This window comes from Streptomyces sp. NPDC088097, from assembly GCF_044741845.1.
GTDB lineage: Bacteria > Actinomycetota > Actinomycetes > Streptomycetales > Streptomycetaceae > Streptomyces.
Genome location: NZ_JBIUTJ010000004.1, coordinates 204,385 through 221,277 on the forward strand (window position 1 = coordinate 204,385; position 16,893 = coordinate 221,277).

Below are 16,893 nucleotides of genomic sequence, written 5' to 3' on the forward strand. Positions count from 1 at the left end.
ACACTATGCAGCTGTATATCCCCATTTAGGGGCATGGCGCGCCGGGTGTGGCCCAGGCCACCCATGGGCATAGGAGGATCCTCCGGATAGGCTCATGGTGGGCGCGACTGCACTGTTCGATAGCAAGGGATTAGCAAGGTGACGGACGGAGCAGTAACTGAGACCGCGCGCGTGCTCATCGCCGCGGACAAATTCAAGGGCTCGCTCACGGCCGTTCAGGTCGCGGAGCGGGTGACGGCGGGCCTTCGCAGGGCCGTACCGGACGTGGAGATCGAGACCCTCCCCGTCGCGGACGGCGGCGACGGGACCGTCGCGGCCGCCGTGGCGGCCGGGTTCGAACGCCGGGAGGTACGGGTCACCGGGCCCCTCGGAGACCAGGTCACGGCCGCTTTCGCGCTGCGCGGGAGCACGGCGGTGGTCGAGATGGCGGAGGCCTCCGGCCTCCAGCTGCTGCCCGCCGGCACCTTCGCCGCGCTGACGGCGACCACGTACGGATCCGGCGAGCTGCTCAAGGCCGCGCTGGACGCGGGCGCGACCTCGATCGTCTTCGGTGTGGGCGGCAGTGCCACCACCGACGGCGGCGCCGGAATGCTGGCGGCGTTGGGTGCGGTGTTCCTGGACGCGAACGGTGAACCGGTCGGTCCGGGAGGCGGCGCCCTGGCGGGTCTGGCCTCCGCCGACCTGTCCGGGATCGACCCCCGCTTCGCGGAGGTGGACCTCGTCCTGGCCAGCGACGTGGACAACCCGCTGACGGGCCCCAAGGGCGCGCCGGCCGTCTACGGTCCGCAGAAGGGCGCCTCGCCCGAGGACGTGGCGACGCTGGACGCGGCGCTGGCGCACTTCGCGGTGGTGCTGGAGAAGTCGATCGGGCCCAAGGCCGCCGAATGCGCGCTGCTTCCGGGCGCGGGCGGCGCCGGCGGCATCGGCTACGGGGCCCTGCTGCTCGGCGCGACCTTCCGTCCCGGCATCGAGCTGATGCTGGAGGTGCTGGGCTTCGCCCCGGCGCTGGAGCGGGCGACGCTGGTCATCACCGGCGAGGGCTCGCTCGACGAGCAGACCCTCCACGGCAAGGCTCCGGCGGGCGTCGCCGCCGCGGCGCGGGCCGCGGGCAAGCCGGTCATCGCCGTGTGCGGGCGCCTGCTGCTGGACCAGGAGGCCCTGGAGGCCGCCGGGATCCGCCGCGCGTACCCGCTGACGGACCTGGAGCCCGACCCGGCCAAGTCCATCCCGAACGCGGGACCGCTGCTGGAGCGGGTCGCGGAGAACATCGCCGCCGACGTGCTCTGAGCACCTCCCCCGTACCTCCACGAAGGCCCGGCCCCCCACTCTCGGGGGCCGGGCCTTCGGGCGTACCGGGGCGGGTCGGGCGGTCAGGCCGCCGGGCGGGCGGCGAGCAGGAGGTCGGCCGTGGTGACGACGCGGGCGAAGCCGCCGCCCTGGAGGTTGACCGCGGTGGCGGTGGCCAGCTCGTCGGCGGTCAGGCTCAGCCCGCCCGGGCCCTCACCGTCCGTCAGGTCGAAGGTGTGGGTGGCGTCGAGCGGGACGAGGACCTCGTAGCCGAGGTTGCCGGCCATCCGGGCCGTGGTCTCCACGCACATGTTGGTCTGGATCCCGACGACGACCACCTGGCCGATGCCCCGGGCGGTGAGCCAGTCCGCCAGGTCCGGGGTTCCGTAGAAGGCCGAGTTCACGCTCTTGGTGATCAGCAGGGCCGCCCCCTCGCGACGCTCCTCGACGAAGTCCTTGAAGGCGTGACCGGGTCGGTCCGGCGCCAGGGGGGACGCGCCGCGCGAGGCGTGCCGGACGAGGACCACGGGGCGGCCCGACTCCCGCCAGGCGTCCATCAGGGCGGCGATGTTCTCCTCGGCGGCCGGATTGTTGCGGCGGCCCCAGAAGGAGGCGTCGTCGAAGGCCCGCTGGACGTCGACGACGAGCAGGGCGCTGTCGGCGGCGATCCCCGGCAGGGGCGCGGATCCTGGCCGGGACGGGGGCTCGGGCCGGGACCGGGGCTGCGGCTCGGGCTGGGGATGCGGGGTCGTCGTCATGGCTCCATCGTGTCCCCGGGGCCGCTCGCGCCCCAGGGCCTCCGGGGACCCGTAACGATGGGATCCTGCCAATCTGGCAGATCCGCGCCGGCGCGACGTGGGAGAGTGGCCGCATGCACCGCGTCGCGATCGTCGCGCAGCCCGGAATACGGAGCTTCGACCTGGCCGTCATCACCGAGGTGTGGGGGCCTGACCGCAGCCGCGTCGGTGTCCCCGCCTTCGAGCTGCGGCGCTGCGCGCTGGACCCCGCCCCGTTCGAGCTGCCCGGCGGGCTCACCCTCACCCCCGACCGGGGGCTGGACTGGCTGGGCCGCGCCGACCTGATCGTCGTACCGGCCCTGGCCGAGCCCTTCGATCCGACGCCCGAACCGGTCCTCGCCGCCCTGCGCGAGGCGCACGCCCGGGGGGTGCCGGTGGCCGCGCTGTGCGCCGGGGCCTTCGTCCTGGCCGAGGCGGGGCTGCTGGACGGCCGCCGGGCCGTGACGCACTGGTGGCTGGCCCCGCAGCTGGCGGCCCGCCACCCCGGGGTGCTCGTGGAGGAGGCCCCGCTGTTCGTGGAGGACGAGGGGCTGTGGACCTCGGCCGGGGTGGCCTCCGGGATCGACCTGTGCCTGCACCTGGTGCGCGAGGCGCACGGCGCGGAGGCGGCCGCCGCCATCGCCCGCTCGATGGTCACCGGGCCCTTCCGCACCGGGGACCACGCCCAGTACCTGGACCGGCCCACCCCGGCGGCCGACCGGACCGCCGAGGCGTTGGCCGCCGTACGGGAACAGGCCCTGCGGCGGCTGCACGAGCCGCTGGACGTGCCCACGCTGGCCCGCTGGGCGGGGATGTCACCGCGCTCCTTCGCCCGGCACTTCCTCGCCGCGACGGGCACCACACCACACAAGTGGCTGCTGAGCCGCCGACTGGACGAGGCCCGCAAGCTGCTGGAGCGCACCGACCGCTCGATCCCCGAAGTGGCCCGCCGCGCGGGCTTCGCGAGCGAGGTCACCTTCCGCCAGCACTTCGGCGCCCGGGTCGGTCTGAGCCCCCGCGCGTACCGTGCGGCGTCCGCCGCCGCCCCCGCGGGCGGCGACAGTGTTAGAAATGGCTCATGACCGGACGTTCGGGTCGACACAGGGAAACGCGCCCGGCCGCCGTGCGCGCGCGCCTCTCCCTGGCCCGGCGCAGCGTCGCGGGGCAGGTCTTCGCCCTCCAGGCGGTCATCGTGTTGCTGCTGATCACCGCGGCCACCCTGGCCCTGGCTTTCCAGGCCCGCCGCGACAGCCTGCAGGACGCCCGCAACCGGTCGCTGGCCGCCGCGGAGGCCTTCGCGCACGCGCCGGGACTTCCCGGGGCCCTGAAGGCCGAGGCGCCGACGGTCGTACTGGAACCGCTCGCGGAAGGCGCGCGCAGGGCCTCCGGCCTCGACTTCATCGCCGTTCTCACCCCGGACGGCATCCGCTACACCGATGCCCGCCCGGAGCTGATCGGCACCCGTGCCACCGGTGACCTCGCCCGCGCGAGGGCCGGACACTCCTTCACCGAGGTCTTCAAGGGCAAGCCCAGCGACGCGGTCCGCGCGGTGGTCCCCGTCCGGGACGCGAGCGGGGCCGTCGTCGGACTGGTCTCCACCGGCATCGAGGTCCGCAACGTCGGAGACACCGTCGAACGGGAGCTGCCGCTGCTGATCGGCTCGGCCGTCGGCGCCCTGCTGCTCGGCACCGGCGGCGCCGCGCTGGTCAGCCGGCGGCTCCGGCGCCAGACCCGGGGCCTGGGCGCGGCCGACATGGCCCGGATGAACGAGCACCACGAGGCGGTGCTGCACGCCGTGCGCGAGGGCGTCCTGATCGTCGGTCCCGACCACCGGCTGCTGCTCGCCAACGACGAGGCCCGCCGCCTCCTCGACCTCCCCCCGGACGCCGAGCAGCGGCACGTGAGCGACCTCGGGTTGGACCCCCGCACCGCCGAGCTGCTCGCCTCGGGGCGGGTCGCCACCGACGAGGTCCACCTCGCGGGCGACCGGCTCCTGGCCGTCAACGTCCGGCGAACGGAGCCCTTCGCCGGGCGGCCCTCGGGCAGCGTCATGACCCTGCGCGACACCACCGAGCTGGCCGCGCTGTCGGGCCGCGCCGAGGTGGCCCGGGAGCGGCTCCAGCTGCTGTACGACGCCGGGGTGCGCATCGGCACCACCCTGGACGTGGTGCGCACCGCCGAGGAGCTCTCGGAGGTGGCGGTGCCCCGGTTCGCGGACTTCGTCACCGTCGAGCTGTTGGACCCGGTGCTGCGCGGGGACGAGCCCACGCCGGCGGCGGGGATGCACACCGAGATGCGCCGGGCAGCGATGTCGGGGGTGCGCGGCGACCAGCCGCTCCAGCCGGTCGGGGACGTGATCCGCTTCGTGGTGCCGACGGCGCCGATGGCGGCGGCCCTGGACGCCGGGCACGCGGTGCTGGCCCCCGATCTGCACGCGGCGCTGGGCTGGCGTGCGCAGGACGCGGACGGCACGCGCATCGCGTTGGAGTACGGGCTCCACTCGCTGATCTCCGTACCGCTCCAGGCCCGGGGGGTGGTCCTGGGCATGGCGAACTTCTGGCGGGCCGCCGACACCCCCGAGGCCTTCGAGGAGGAGGACCTGTCCTTCGCCGAGGAGCTGGGGGCCCGGGCGGCGGTCTCCATCGACAACGCCCGGCGCTTCACGCGCGAGCACGCCACCGCCGTCGCCCTCCAGCGCAGCCTGCTGCCCCGGGTGCTGCCGGACCTGAGCGCGGTGGACGTGGCGTTCCGCTACCTCCCGGCGAAGGCCGGGGTGGGCGGGGACTGGTTCGACGTGATCCCGCTGCCGGGTGCGCGGGTGGCGCTGGTGGTCGGGGACGTGGTGGGGCACGGGGTGCACGCGGCGGCGACGATGGGCCGGCTGCGGACCGCCGTGCACAACTTCTCCACCCTGGACCTGCCGCCGGACGAGCTGCTGGGTCACATGGACGAGCTGATCGACCGGATCGACCAGTTGGAGAACGGCGAACCGGGCCGGACCGAGGGTGCGGACGGTTCCGAGGACCCGGCCGGCGCCGACGGCCGCGCGGGCGTCGGGCTCGGCGAGGGGGCGGAGGAATCCGCCGGCATCACCGGGGCCACCTGTCTGTACGCCGTCTACGACCCGGTCTCGGGGCAGTGCACCATCGCCAGCGCCGGTCATCCCGGGCCGGCCCTGGTCCACGCCGACGGGCGGGTGGAGTTCCCCGAGCTGCCCACGGGGCTCCCGCTCGGGGTGGGCGGGATGCCCTTCGAGACGGTCCGGTTGGAACTGCCCGAGGGGAGCCGGCTCGTGCTGTTCACGGACGGGCTGCTGGAGGACCGCGACCGGGACTTCGACACGGGTCAGGCGCTGTTGCGCGAGACCCTGTCACGGCCGGGCCGCAGCCCCGAGCAGGCCTGCGCGGACGTGCTGGCGGCGCTGCTGTTCCCCTCGCCCGGGGACGACATCGCCCTGCTGGTGGCCGACACCCGGCGGCTGGACCCCTCACGGATCGCCGAGTGGGACGTGCCCGGGGACCCGGCGGCGGTGTCGCGGGTGCGGCGCGAGGCGGCGGCGCAGTTGACGGCGTGGGGGCTGGAGGAGATCTCGTTCACGGCGGAGCTGGTGCTGAGCGAGCTGATCACCAACGCCATCCGGTACGGCACGGCCCCCATCCGGGTCCGTCTGCTGCGCGACCGGAACCTGATCTGCGAGATCTCCGACGGCAGCAGCACCTCCCCGCACCTGCGGTACGCGGCCACCACCGACGAGGGCGGGCGCGGGCTGTTCCTCGTCGCCCAGTACGCCGAACGGTGGGGCACCCGCTACGCGGAGCGCGGCAAGGTCATCTGGGCGGAGCTGTCGCCCTCGGGCGGCGGAGGCGGCGGCGGGTCGTCGGACCCCGCCCCGGAGCTGGACCTGGACGCGCTGGAGGACCTGGCCTGGTGAGCGACACCCTCCGGCGCCCTCGGGCGTCAGAGGGGCCTGGTGCGGGCCAGGAGGACCGCCACGTCGTCCTGGGGGGCGGCCGGGAGCAACTGGACCAGGATGTCCTCGCAGAGCCCCTCCAGGGGCTGGGAGGCCCCTCTCAGGGCCCGTCCGAGCCGCTCCAGACCCTCGTCGAGGTCGCGGTCGCGGGCCTCGATCAGCCCGTCGGTGTAGAGGGCGAGGAGGGACCCGGGGGGCAGCGGGACCTCCTGGGTGCGGAACTCCCGGCCGCCGGTGCCCAACGGGGTCCCCGGGGGGCCCTGGAGGAAGGTGACCCTGCCGTCGGGGGTGGCGACGGCGGGCGGCGGGTGTCCGGCGCGGGCGATGACGCAGCCGCCGACGGCCGGGTCGTGGACGGCGTACACGCAGGTGGCCATCTCGTCCTCGCCGAGGTCGGCGACCACCTCGTCCAGGGAGCGGAGCATCTGCTCGGGCGGCACGTCGAGCCGGGCCAGGGTGCGTACGGCGGTGCGCAGCTGGCCCATGACGGCGGCCGCGTGGATGCCGTGGCCCATGACGTCGCCGATGACCAGGCCGGTGCGGCCGCGGGGCAACTGGATGACGTCGAACCAGTCGCCGCCGACGTCGTGGTCGCTGGCGGGCAGGTAGCGGCCGGTGAGTTCGAGGCCGGGCACCTCGGGCAGGGCGCTGTTGGTGAGGCTGCGCTGGAGGGTGAGGGCGGCCTGCCGCTGGGTGGTGTACATCCGGGCGTTGTCGATGTTGAGGGCGGCGCGCGCGACGAGTTCGTCGACGAGGACGCAGTCCTCCGCGTCGAAGGCCTCCCGGCCGCGCAGCCGGGTCACTGCGACGACTCCGAGGACCTTGCCGCGGGCGACCAGGGGCACCATGCGGGCGGAGCCGAGGGAGACGAGGTAGGCGCGCAGGTCGTCGGCCCGGGGGTCGGTGATCAGGGCGGGTACGTCCGCGCTGAACAGGTTCATCGGGACGCCGTCGGCGATGACCCTCTCGTAGGCCGTGTCGGCCGGGATCCGGAAGGTCTGGCCGGGTTTGAGGCGGGAGGTGGGCGCGAAGGGGTCGGGGAAGGTCGCGGCGAGCCGGCGCAGCACCCCGTGGTGGGAGGTGGAGGCCTCCTCGGGGTCGAGGACGGACTCCAGGATCTGTACGTCGGCGGAGTCCGCGAGCTGCGGTACGAGCAGGTCGACGATCTCCTGGGCGGTCTGGCGCAGGTCGAGGGTGGTTCCGATGTGCGTGCCGGACTCGGCGAGGAGGGCGAAGCGGGTCCGGGCCCGTTCGGCCGCGCGTTGGGCCCGCTGGCCTTCGGTGATGTCGATGAGGGAGGCGATGACGCCGAGGCGGTGGCCGCCGCTGTCGAGCAACGGGGCGTAGGAGCAGGACCAGGTCCGGTCGTGGTCGGGGTCCGCGGGGGTGCGGCCGGTGCGGCGCACGTCGACGACGGCCGAGCCGCCCTCCAGCACCCGGGCCATGGTGGCCTCCAGGGCGGTGGCGTTGACCCCGGGGACGACCTCGGTGAGGCGGCGGCCGAGGTGGTCGGCGGCGGGGACGCCGTTCATCGCGGCGAGGGCGTCGTTGACCCGTAGGAAGCGCAGGTCGGGGCCGAGGGTGGCGAGGCCGATCGGGGACTGGGTGAAGAGGCTCTGGAGGGCGGCCAGGGAGTCCCGCATGTGCAGGACCTCGGAGGTCTCCACCGCGATGAGCAGGGCGCCCGTACGGCCCTGGGGGTCGGCGGCGGGGACGATCCACATCTCCATCGGGATCGGGTGGCCGTCACGGTGGCGCACGGGCAGGGTGCCGACGACGGTCTCGCCGGCCTGGACGCGGGCGGTCAGCTCCCCGGCGAGGTCCCGGTTGGCCTCGGGGACCAGGACGGCGGAGCCGGAGCGTCCGAGGATGTCCTCGGGGCGGTGTCCGAGCAGTTCCTGGGCGGCGAGCGACCACTCCACGACGCGGCCGTCCGCGTCCTCCCGCCACAGGGCGAGGGGCAGCAGCTCGCGCAGTACGCCCGCGTACCCGACGGCCGCCGGCGGCGGATCGGGCACCTCGCTCGTCGACTGGTACGTGTCCAATGCACCGACCTAACCCCCGGGGGGTCCGATTCCTACCGATTCACCCTATCCGAGGGCCCGGCCGGAGGCGCTGCGTCATCTCCCGGCCAGGGTGTCCGTCCGCCTTCCCGCCCGCCCTCCGGGCCGCGTGCGGGGCGGACCGGAAGGGGAGCGGGGCGGGGATCGGCTCGGGTCAGAAGTCGACCTGGGCCTTCGTGTCGGCCCGGCCCACCGACTCCAGCTCCCAGGTCTTGCAGTAGAGCCTGCGGATGTACTCGATGTCGATGTTGCGCGCTCTCGCCTCCTTGACCGGGTACAGCAGCGTCAGCTCGTAGGACTTCTCGCGGTTGATGTCCCCCTCCTTGTCGCGCCACTGCCCGCGCGCCTCCTGGAGGGTGAGGCCCGAGGGGAACCGGGGGGTGATCACCTCGGCGACGAACTTGTTGAACTCGTCCTCGGTGATCGGCGGTTTGCCGTCGTGCCGGCCGGTGCCGAAGTAGAGGTGCGTGGAGATGTACGCGGTTCCGGGGGCGGTCGCGGAGAACTGCTCCTCGGCCGCCGCCGGGGCGGCGGTGCCCGGCGCGGAGGAGCCGGTCGTCGGTCCGCCGAAGGTGAGCAGCAGCGCGGCCGCCGCGAACACGGCTGCGGCGGGCATCGAGATACGTATCGAGCGCATGTCGTCCTGTTCCGTTGGGAGTGAGCGGTGAACGGTGGTGCGGATGAGGGGGTCGTGGGGGCCCGGCCGGCCGGGCGCGGGCCGGGTCAGGCGGCCCGGGCGGGCAGGGACTCCCGCAGGAACTGCGCGGCGTCGCGCAGCGACGTCGGGGCCGCTCCGGAGCGGCGCAGGCGCGCCGCCGTCCGGGCGAGGCTCTCGGTGGTGCGCACGGAGCCGATCGCGGCCGCCCTCGGGGCCAGCTCGGTGATCAGGTCCAGGGCCTCGCGCCAGGCCCCGGCCCGGACGAGGGCGGAGAGCAGTTCCGCGGTGAACAGGTGCCGGTAGGCGGGGCCGGGGGCGGTGACCGCCTCCTGGAGCAGGGGGACGGCGCGGTCCCAGCGGCGCAGCCGGGCGTGCACCCAGCCGTGGTGGCCGAGGAGTTCGGCCTCGTCGATCCACCAGGCCCACCGCGGATCGCGCCGGGAGAGTCCGTCGAGGAAACGGCTGCGGGCGCGGTCCATCAGGGCGAGGGGTTCGCGGTCGGCGCCGAGCAGGGCGAGCGCGTGGGCCTGCCGGATCAGCACGAGCCCGGCGACCCTGGCGGGCAGCGGACGCGGCCCCGCCACCCGGGCGGCCACCCGCAGGGCGGTGCGCGCACGGCCGGTGTGGGCGGCGAGCATGCTGTGGTTGAGCAGGGTCAGCCGGGCCGTCCACCGGTCGCCGCAGAGCCCGGCCAGGGTGAGCGAGCGCGCGTTCATGGCATGGGCCTGCCGGTAGCGGCCCGCGTCGAAGAGGATCCAGCCGGCGACCTCGGCCAGCTCGGCGAGGGCCGCCAGCGGGTCGGGCCCGTACGGGCGCAGGGCGTCGGGGTCGGCGGCCAGCTCCGGGATCAGCCGGAGGGTCTCGCGCACGGCGGGCAGGGCGGCCGTGGCCCCGCGCGAGACGTCCAGCCACACGAGCCGCTCGACGGCGTCCCGGGCGAGCGTGAGGACCGCCGGGGCGCGCCCGCCGGTGGGTTCCGGACGGGTCATGAGGCCAGGCCCGCCCCGACCGGAGCGGGACGGCCCCGACCGAGGGCGTCGAACTGGGAGGCCACCCGGGTCAGCCAGTCCACCTCGTCGCGGAAGTCCTCGTAGGGCGGTCGCGCGGGGATGTCGGAGGTGGCGTCGCAGGCGTCGGCCCGGTCCGCCCGTTCCTGGGCCGGCCGGCTCAGGACGGCCCTCACCTGGAGCGCCTCGCCCAGCGGCGAGGTGGGGTCCTCGGGCAGTTCCAGGGAACGTGCCACGCGGGAGAAGTCCGCCAGGGACAGCGAGGTGCGCAGGATCAACTGGCCGTCGCGTATCTCGATGACGCGGCGGTAGAGGCTGTAGTGCGGGTCCCGGGGCGGTACGAGGTCGCGCAGCCAGGACCGCGGCGGGTCCAGCGCGATGTCCGGGGAGGCCTCGTACAGCGCCCACCACAGGGGGCGCAGCCGCAGGTAGGAGCGGTAGCTGCGGAGCCAGCCCCGCGCCAGGGTGATCCGGATGCCCCAGGAGGGGATGGTCCAGCCGAAGATCTGCAGGAGGGCCCCGACGCTGCCGCAGGTCCACTGGACGGGGTCGAGGGCGGCGGCGTCGTAGTCCAGGCGGGTGCCGGCGATCTGGATGCCGCGGGTGACGCAGTAGACCAGGATCATGCTCGCGCCGACGGTGACGGTGCGCATGCCGACCTTGAGCCACTGGCGGTTGGCCATGGTGGTGAAGCGCAGCGACAGGCGGACCGTCTCGAACTGTCCGACGGCGCAGATCAGCAGGTAGAAGGTCATGTAGAGGGCGTAGCGGCCGTCCTGGATGCTGAGCAGGATCGTCGAGGTGGCGGTCTCGGACTTGGTGACGGGACCGACCGCGAGCGAGGCGGCCACCAGCACGACGAGGGCGACGCCGAAGAAGGACACCCGGCGGCGGGCCATGGCGCGGGCCTCGGCGGGGGGCGAGGACCAGTAGACGAGGACGACCTGTTGGGCGGCGGTGAGCACGACCACGGCGACCTGGGTGATCAGCGAGGTGATGTTCGGGAGACCGAAGAACCCCGAGATGTGCAGGCGCAGTTGGTCGAGGTCGACGAGGAAGCTGATGCCGGAGCAGAGGAAGTAGACGCACAGCGCCCACAGGGCGATGTCCTGGCGGCGGCGCAGCAGGTCCGGCAGCCGGTAGGCGAAGGCGGCGAGACCGACGATCGCGCAGACCCATGCGAGGACGGTGTAGAAGAGCGTCACGCGGGCCCCTGACCCTGGTCGGGACGGCCGAGCCCGCTCTCGATGCGGGCCACGATCTCGGCGGCCTCCGCCGGAACGCCCCACGCGGGCTCGGTCCAGCGCTTGTTGGCGCGGGCCAGGATCAACGAGGCCATGGTCTCCGCCTCCTGCTCCTCGTCGTCGCTGTAGCGGGAGCGCATCAGGACGCCGCGCACGGCGTTCGGATCGACGTCGGAGAAGAGCCGGCCGGAATCGTCCGGGTCGAGCCGCACGGAACCGCTGTGTTCGAAGGCGATGTGCGCGAGTTCGTGGGCGATGATGTGTTCTTTGTGCGCCGAAGAGGCGGCCTTCTCGAAGACGATGACGTCGTAGTCATCCAATTTCAGCCATATGCCAAAGAGATGGCGTTCCGGAAAGGGCGTCGCGATCAAATGGATGGGCCGTCGGCGCTGCTCGGTCAGGTACGAGTGCAGTTCGTCGATTCCGCAGCCGTGTTCCATGCCCCATTGGGCGAGGAGGTCCTCGCAGGTGTGGCGGACCTTCTTGAGTCGGCGTCTGAGCCGCCGGTCCTGCGACGCGGGTGACTCGGGTGACGCGGAGCCCGGTAACTTCATCCTGAGTCCTCCGGCGTACCCGTTTGGTCGGACAACGCGGCCATGATGCCACACGGTCAACGGGGCGAAGGTGTCGACGCGTTCCATCCGGCCACCTGGGCGGAAACGCACGGTGACCGCTCCGGAACGCTTTCGACACGGCCGCCGGACGGTGTGCGCGATTCCGGAAGGCGGCCCCGGATTCCCCACCCGCACGCGACGGATTCGACGCCGGTTCGACCCGGATTCGACCCGCGTTCGGCCCCGATCACGCCCCGTTCGGGGGCGGTCGGGGCCCGACCCGCCCTGGGGCCGCGCCGACCCGGGCGCACCGGCGCTCTCGGGGACCGTCGGGGGCCGTCCGGGAATCAGCCGGTTCGCGTCGCGAGGACCGCCGCGATCCCCTCCGCCAGGCAGGGGATCCGGTCGGCGGAGATGCCCGCGATGTTGATGCGGCCCGAGGTCGTTCCGTAGATGGCGTGGCGTCTGCGCAGCAGCAGCATCTCGGCGGAACTCAGCGGCAGCATCGAGAACATGCCGCGCTGGCCCGCGAGCGAGCGCGCCTGAGGAGCCCGGCCCAGGGCGTCGAGCCGGGCGGCGAGGTCGGTCCGGTTCTCCGCGATCCGGCCCCGCATGAGGTCGAGTTCGGCCCGCCAGAGCGCGCGCAGGCCCGTGTCCTGGAGGATCGTCGTCACCACGGCGGCCCCGTGCTCGGGCGGCATGGAGTACAGGGTGCGGGCGGCGTTCTGGAGCGCCGTCTCGGCGTGCCGCACCGCCTGGCGCGAGGCGCCGAGGACGATGGCGCAGCCCGTGCGGTCGCTGTAGAGGCCGAAGTTCTTCGAGCAGCTCACCGCGACGAACATCTCCGGGACCCGGTCGGCGAGCAGTCGGGTGGCCCACAGGTCGGCCTCCAGCCCGTCGCCGAGTCCGTGGTAGGCGAGGTCGACGAAGGGCACCCAGCCCTCCCGGGCGGCGAGTGCGGCCAGCGCCTCCCAGTCGGCCGGCTCCGGATCGGCCCCGGTGGGGTTGTGGCAGCAGCCCTGGAGGAGGACCACGTCGTCGCGCCGGGCCTGCGAGAGGTCCGCCAGGACGCGGTCGGAGTCGAAACCGCCCTCGGCGTCGCGCCAGCCGTACGTGCGCACGTCCAGCCCGGCGGCCTCCAGGATGGGGCGGTGGTTGACGTACGCCGGGTCGCTGATCCACACCGTGGTGCCGGGGCGGGTGCGGCAGATCAGGTCGGCGAGCAGGCGCAGCGCGCCCGAACCGGCGACGGTCTGGACGGCGGCGGCCCGGTCGGCCGGTCCGCCGAGGAGCGGGTCACGGCCGTCGCGCCCCTCGCCCAGCACCAGGTCGAGCAGGGCCCGGTTGAAGGCCGCGTTGCCGGACAGGCCCCGGTACTCCTTGGACTCGGAGCGCTCCGCGAGGCGCAGTTCGGCCTCGCGGACGGCCGCCATGACGGGCGTACGGCCGCTCTCGTCGCGGTAGACCCCGAGGACGAGGTTGAGGCGCTCGGCGCGCTCGTCGGCCCCGAACTCGTACGTCAGGTCCCACAGCGGGTCGGTCTGCGGCGGCGGGAGGAGCTCAAGCATCGGCGGGGACCTCGGTGCGGGGGTGGGGGCGGGCGGGGGAACGGCGGTTGGCGAGGACCACGCCGACGGTGATGAGGGGCACCCCGACCAGCACGGCCGCGGTCGGGGACTCCCCCAGCACCGGCACGGCGAGGAGGACCACGGCGACGGGGCTCAGGCTGCCGACGACGGAGCTGCGTTCGGCGCCCAGCCGACGGATCGCGAAGGCGTAGAGCAGCCCCGCGCACAGCCCGACGCCGAGCCCCTGCACGATGAGGAACAGGGCGATGTCCCCGCCGGCCGCGTGGGCGAGGCCCGTGGGCAGTCCCCCGGTCACGACCAGCAGGGCGATCACGGCGAAGGAGGGCAGGCAGAGCAGGCCGATCGAGCCGACGGGGTCGAGGTCGACGTCGCGCAGCCCCACCGTGTAGAGGGCCCACAGTCCGCTGGCGACCAGCAGGGTGCCGGCGCCCTCCAGGACGTCGGCGTCGACGGGGACCACGTAGCGCCAGACCAGTGCGGCGACCCCGGCCGCGATCAGCGCGAGCCCGGCGGCCTGGGTCCCCCGGGGGACGCCCCGGCCCCGGGCCGCCATCAGCGCGGCGACGAACAGCGGGACCATCCCCGGGACGATCGAGCCGACGAAGGCGGCGGAGGTCAGGGCCCCGCCGTGCATCGCGGCCAGGAAGAACGGCACCCCGGCCCCGCAGACGATCTTGATCGCGGGGCCCGGCCGTACGGCGGCGATCCGCCGGCGCCGGCGCCACAGGGCGGGCGCCAGGACGAGCAGGGGGACCCCGAAGCGCAACAGCGCGGCGTCGGCGGGCAGCAGGGTGGAGGCGCTCAGGGCGCGGGCGCTGAGCGCGAAGGCGGCCCAGATCGCCACGGTCACCAGGAGCGCGAGCATGCCCTCGGCCTGTGGGGAGAGGCGGCGCCGGCCGGGGTGTCCGGCCGGGTCGCCCACCGCGTGGGGAGGCGCGGTCGCTCGGGGTGTGTTCGTCGCGACCAAGGAAGTGGCTCCAGCCTCTGGGGCGCGGACCGGTCCGGTCCGCTGCCCTGGCAACGCTAGGGCTTCGGGCGGGGCAGCCGATTGCCAGTTCTGCGCCTCGGACATACGTTTGGGGCAGGATCTGCCAAGGATGGCCCGAAGAAGCCCCGGACCACACCGGGACACCGCCCGGACGACCCCCGGAAGTCCCCCGCTCGACCCCGGGGCCCCACCCGGACACCGCCGCTCGACGCCGAGGAGCACCCCGCACATGGCCATGGACGCGGTCGACCTCCAGATCATCCGGGAGCTCCAGGCCGACGGTCGGCTGTCCAACCAGGACCTCGCCGACCGCGTCCGCCTCTCCCCCTCGCCCTGCCTGCGCCGCGTGCGGCGGCTGGAGGAGGCGGGCCTGATCCGCGGCTACACCGCCATGGTCGACCAGGTCGCCTTCGGGCTCCCGATCACCGTGTTCGTCCGCATCCGCCTGGAGCGCCACACGGCGGAGGCGGTCGCGCTCTTCGAGGAGCACGTCGCGGTCATCGAGCACATCCAGGACTGCTACCTGATGGCCGGCAGCAGCGACTACCTGCTGCGGGTGGTGATCGAGGACCTGGAGGCGTACGAGTCCCTGGTGCGCCACCGGATCCACGCCATCCCGGGGATCGCCTCGATCGAGTCCAGCTTCGCCTTCGGCAGCGTGAAGCAGTCCCGCACCTACCCCCGCCCCACCCCGGGCGGGGCGGGGCGCACCGCCGGGGCGCTGACCGGGCGCTGACCGGGCGCTCAGGCCCGCACGGCCGCCTCGAAGGCCGCGTACGCCTTCGCGTCGAAGAGGACGAAGCGGACCTCCTCCACCGCCGTGTCCGCCGCCCGCACCGTTTCGACGGCGATCCGGGCGCCGTCGTCGATCGGCCAGCCGTAGACGCCCGTGGAGATCGCGGGGAAGGCGACCGTCCGGGACCCCAGCTCGTCGGCGACGCGCAGGGACTCCCGGTAGCAGGAGGCGAGCAGCGCGGAGCGGTCCTCGTCGCGGGACCAGACCGGGCCGACGGTGTGGATGACGTGCGCGGCGGGGAGGCGGCCCGCCGTGGTGGCCACCGCCCGGCCCGTGGCGAGGCCCTTGCCGTAGTGGGAGCGGCGCAGGTCTTCGCAGGCGGCGAGGATCTCGGGCCCGCCGCGCCGGTGGATCGCCCCGTCGACCCCGCCGCCGCCGAGCAGCGAGGAGTTCGCGGCGTTGACGATCGCGTCCGCCCGCTCGGCGGTGATGTCGCCCTGGACCAGCTCGATGCGAACCATCAGGACGCGCCCTTTCGCAGGTGCCGCCAGACCGACTTGGCGGCGTTGTGGCCGGACATCCCGTGGACCCCGGGGCCCGGCGGGGTCGCCGAGGAGCACAGGAAGACCGCCGGGTGGGCGGTGGTGTACGGGGAGAGGGTGGCCTTGGGTCGGAGCAGGAGCCGCAGGCCGGCCGCGGAGCCGCAGGCGATGTCCCCGCCGACGTAGTTGGGGTTGCGGGCGGCGAGCTGCGGCGGGCCGGCCGTGGCGCGGGCCAGGACCAGGTCCCGGAAGCCGGGGGCGAAGCGTTCCAGCTGCCGCTCCACGGCCTCGGTGAGGTCCCCTTCCCAGCCCGCGGGCACGTGCCCGTATGCCCAGAAGACGTGCTTGCCCTCCGGCGCCCGGCCGGGGTCGACCAGGCTGGGCTGGGCGGTGATCAGGAAGGGGTTGCGCGGGGCGCGGCCCCCGGAGGCGAGTTGCAGGGCGGCGTCGATGTCCCGGCTGCCGGGACCGATCTGTACGGTGCCGGCCCGGCGGGGGGCCTCGGCCGTCCACGGCACGGGGCCGTCCAGGGCGTAGTCGAGCTTGAAGACGGACGCGCCGTACTTGTAGCCGTCGTAGGCGCGCCCCAGGCGGGCGATCCGGGCCAGGGCGGTCGGGGAGGTGTCGAAGACGTACGCGCGGGCCGGCGGCAGGTCGTCGAGCCGCTTGACCTCGAAGCCGGTGTGCACCGTTCCGCCCAGCTCCCGGAGGTAGCCGGTGAGGGCGTCGGAGATCGACTGGGAACCGCCGCGCGGCATCGGCCAGCCGTTGGCGTGCGCGGCCAGGGCGAAGACCAGCCCGACGGCGCCGGTACCGATGCCGCCGAGGGGGGCGTTGACGTGGGCCACGAGCCCGGCGAACAGGGCGCGGGCCCGGTCGTCCCGGAAGCGGCGCAGCAGCCAGGTGGAGGGCGGCAGCCCGGCCAGCCCGAAGCGGGCCAGGGTCAGGGGGTCCCGGGGCAGCGCGGTGTTGGGCAGGGCCATGAAGTCCCGGGCCAGGGTGTCCCACTTGCCGAGGTACGGCTGCACCAGGCGCCGGTACGTTCCCGCGTCGCGGGGCCCGAAGGAGGCCGCGGTCTCGGCGACGGAGCGCGACAGCACGGCGGCGGTGCCGTCGTCGAAGGGGTGCGCCATGGGCAACGGGGCGTGCAGCCACTCCAGGCCGTGGCGGGCCAGCGGCATCGTGGCGAAGACCGGGGAGCCGATGCCGAGCGGGTGCACCGCCGAGCAGGGGTCGTGCCGGAAGCCGGGGAGGGTGAGTTCCTCGGTGCGGGCCCCGCCACCGACGGTGTCCGCGGCCTCGAAGACGGCGACGGAGCAGCCCCGCCGGGCCAATTCGACGGCGGCCGTCAGGCCGTTGGGCCCCGCCCCCACCACGACTGCGTCGAGAATCGACGGCACTGACAGCTCCTTCGTCCGGTGGCGGCCATGACCTTCAGGATATGGCGCTCGTCACGCGCGGGCCGCGCCCGGGGCCCCC

The 16,893-nt window shown here is 74.4% G+C and carries 14 protein-coding genes; 4 read left to right on the forward strand and 10 right to left on the reverse strand.

Translation table 11 applies throughout. From position 1 onward, the window contains the following. Nucleotides 1-138: 138 nt before the first annotated feature. On the forward strand, nucleotides 139-1,287 hold the full coding sequence (locus ACIOD1_RS15015; RefSeq protein WP_365619078.1) for a glycerate kinase: 1,149 nt from the start codon (nucleotides 139-141) through the stop codon (nucleotides 1,285-1,287). Nucleotides 1,288-1,370: 83 nt separating this feature from the next. On the opposite strand, the gene ACIOD1_RS15020 is transcribed toward ACIOD1_RS15015, so the two are convergent. Further along, a complete protein-coding gene (locus ACIOD1_RS15020) occupies nucleotides 1,371-2,045 on the reverse strand; it encodes an isochorismatase family protein (RefSeq protein WP_365619081.1) in 675 nt (224 codons plus the stop codon). Nucleotides 2,046-2,158: 113 nt separating this feature from the next. Between ACIOD1_RS15020 and ACIOD1_RS15025 the strand changes: the two genes are divergently transcribed. Together ACIOD1_RS15025 and ACIOD1_RS15030 are read left to right on the forward strand one after the other, a co-directional pair. Then, nucleotides 2,159-3,145 (forward strand): GlxA family transcriptional regulator, encoded by a 987-nt coding sequence (locus tag ACIOD1_RS15025; protein WP_401902547.1) that lies wholly within the window; start codon nucleotides 2,159-2,161, stop codon nucleotides 3,143-3,145. Then, on the forward strand, nucleotides 3,142-5,994 hold the full coding sequence (locus tag ACIOD1_RS15030) for a SpoIIE family protein phosphatase (RefSeq protein WP_365619085.1): 2,853 nt from the start codon (nucleotides 3,142-3,144) through the stop codon (nucleotides 5,992-5,994). Before ACIOD1_RS15025 ends, ACIOD1_RS15030 begins: the two co-directional genes overlap by 4 nt. A gap of 26 nt (nucleotides 5,995-6,020) precedes the next feature. Here ACIOD1_RS15030 and ACIOD1_RS15035 read toward each other — a convergent pair whose 3' ends face one another. From ACIOD1_RS15035 to ACIOD1_RS15065, 7 genes are all read right to left on the reverse strand, one after another. Further along, nucleotides 6,021-8,078: a SpoIIE family protein phosphatase gene (locus tag ACIOD1_RS15035; protein WP_365619088.1), complete on the reverse strand. Its 2,058-nt coding sequence runs from the start codon at nucleotides 8,076-8,078 to the stop codon at nucleotides 6,021-6,023. A 172-nt stretch (nucleotides 8,079-8,250) separates the two neighbouring features. Continuing rightward, nucleotides 8,251-8,733, reverse strand: coding sequence for a DUF3574 domain-containing protein (locus tag ACIOD1_RS15040; protein WP_401902550.1), 483 nt, complete (start codon nucleotides 8,731-8,733; stop codon nucleotides 8,251-8,253). A gap of 86 nt (nucleotides 8,734-8,819) precedes the next feature. Then, nucleotides 8,820-9,743 carry a DNA-binding protein gene (locus tag ACIOD1_RS15045; protein WP_401902553.1) on the reverse strand — a complete coding sequence of 308 codons (924 nt, stop codon included), beginning with the start codon at nucleotides 9,741-9,743 and terminating at the stop codon, nucleotides 8,820-8,822. Beyond that, nucleotides 9,740-10,966, reverse strand: a complete 1,227-nt coding sequence (locus ACIOD1_RS15050; protein ID WP_401902555.1) for an MAB_1171c family putative transporter — start codon at nucleotides 10,964-10,966, stop codon at nucleotides 9,740-9,742. Before ACIOD1_RS15050 ends, ACIOD1_RS15045 begins: the two co-directional genes overlap by 4 nt. After that, entirely contained in the window at nucleotides 10,963-11,559 is a 597-nt protein-coding gene (locus tag ACIOD1_RS15055; RefSeq protein WP_365619100.1) for a toxin, read from the reverse strand. Before ACIOD1_RS15055 ends, ACIOD1_RS15050 begins: the two co-directional genes overlap by 4 nt. A 347-nt stretch (nucleotides 11,560-11,906) precedes the next feature. Further along, the gene (locus ACIOD1_RS15060; protein ID WP_401902558.1) at nucleotides 11,907-13,127 is read right to left on the reverse strand and encodes an aromatic amino acid transaminase; all 1,221 of its coding nucleotides are present in this window, start codon (nucleotides 13,125-13,127) and stop codon (nucleotides 11,907-11,909) included. Beyond that, nucleotides 13,120-14,115 (reverse strand): EamA family transporter, encoded by a 996-nt coding sequence (locus ACIOD1_RS15065; RefSeq protein ID WP_401902560.1) that lies wholly within the window; start codon nucleotides 14,113-14,115, stop codon nucleotides 13,120-13,122. Before ACIOD1_RS15065 ends, ACIOD1_RS15060 begins: the two co-directional genes overlap by 8 nt. A 250-nt stretch (nucleotides 14,116-14,365) precedes the next feature. On the opposite strand from ACIOD1_RS15065, the gene ACIOD1_RS15070 reads away from it, so the two are divergent. Continuing rightward, nucleotides 14,366-14,872 carry an Lrp/AsnC family transcriptional regulator gene (locus tag ACIOD1_RS15070; RefSeq protein ID WP_401902562.1) on the forward strand — a complete coding sequence of 169 codons (507 nt, stop codon included), beginning with the start codon at nucleotides 14,366-14,368 and terminating at the stop codon, nucleotides 14,870-14,872. Between the two features lie 8 nt (nucleotides 14,873-14,880). Here ACIOD1_RS15070 and ACIOD1_RS15075 read toward each other — a convergent pair whose 3' ends face one another. Together ACIOD1_RS15075 and ACIOD1_RS15080 are read right to left on the reverse strand one after the other, a co-directional pair. Next, the gene (locus tag ACIOD1_RS15075; protein ID WP_401902563.1) at nucleotides 14,881-15,393 is read right to left on the reverse strand and encodes an O-acetyl-ADP-ribose deacetylase; all 513 of its coding nucleotides are present in this window, start codon (nucleotides 15,391-15,393) and stop codon (nucleotides 14,881-14,883) included. Then, nucleotides 15,393-16,814, reverse strand: a complete 1,422-nt coding sequence (locus ACIOD1_RS15080) for a phytoene desaturase family protein (protein WP_401902565.1) — start codon at nucleotides 16,812-16,814, stop codon at nucleotides 15,393-15,395. Before ACIOD1_RS15080 ends, ACIOD1_RS15075 begins: the two co-directional genes overlap by 1 nt. Between the last annotated feature and the right edge of the window lie 79 nt (nucleotides 16,815-16,893).

Coding starts and splice junctions, on each gene's coding strand:
- ACIOD1_RS15020 (WP_365619081.1), bottom strand. CDS start 2,045: ATGACGACGACCCCGCATCCCCAGCCCGAGCCGCAGCCCCGGTCCCGG.
- ACIOD1_RS15025 (WP_401902547.1), top strand. CDS start 2,159: ATGCACCGCGTCGCGATCGTCGCGCAGCCCGGAATACGGAGCTTCGAC.
- ACIOD1_RS15030 (WP_365619085.1), top strand. CDS start 3,142: ATGACCGGACGTTCGGGTCGACACAGGGAAACGCGCCCGGCCGCCGTG.
- ACIOD1_RS15040 (WP_401902550.1), bottom strand. CDS start 8,733: ATGCGCTCGATACGTATCTCGATGCCCGCCGCAGCCGTGTTCGCGGCG.
- ACIOD1_RS15045 (WP_401902553.1), bottom strand. CDS start 9,743: ATGACCCGTCCGGAACCCACCGGCGGGCGCGCCCCGGCGGTCCTCACG.
- ACIOD1_RS15055 (WP_365619100.1), bottom strand. CDS start 11,559: ATGAAGTTACCGGGCTCCGCGTCACCCGAGTCACCCGCGTCGCAGGAC.
- ACIOD1_RS15060 (WP_401902558.1), bottom strand. CDS start 13,127: ATGCTTGAGCTCCTCCCGCCGCCGCAGACCGACCCGCTGTGGGACCTG.
- ACIOD1_RS15070 (WP_401902562.1), top strand. CDS start 14,366: ATGGCCATGGACGCGGTCGACCTCCAGATCATCCGGGAGCTCCAGGCC.
- ACIOD1_RS15075 (WP_401902563.1), bottom strand. CDS start 15,393: ATGGTTCGCATCGAGCTGGTCCAGGGCGACATCACCGCCGAGCGGGCG.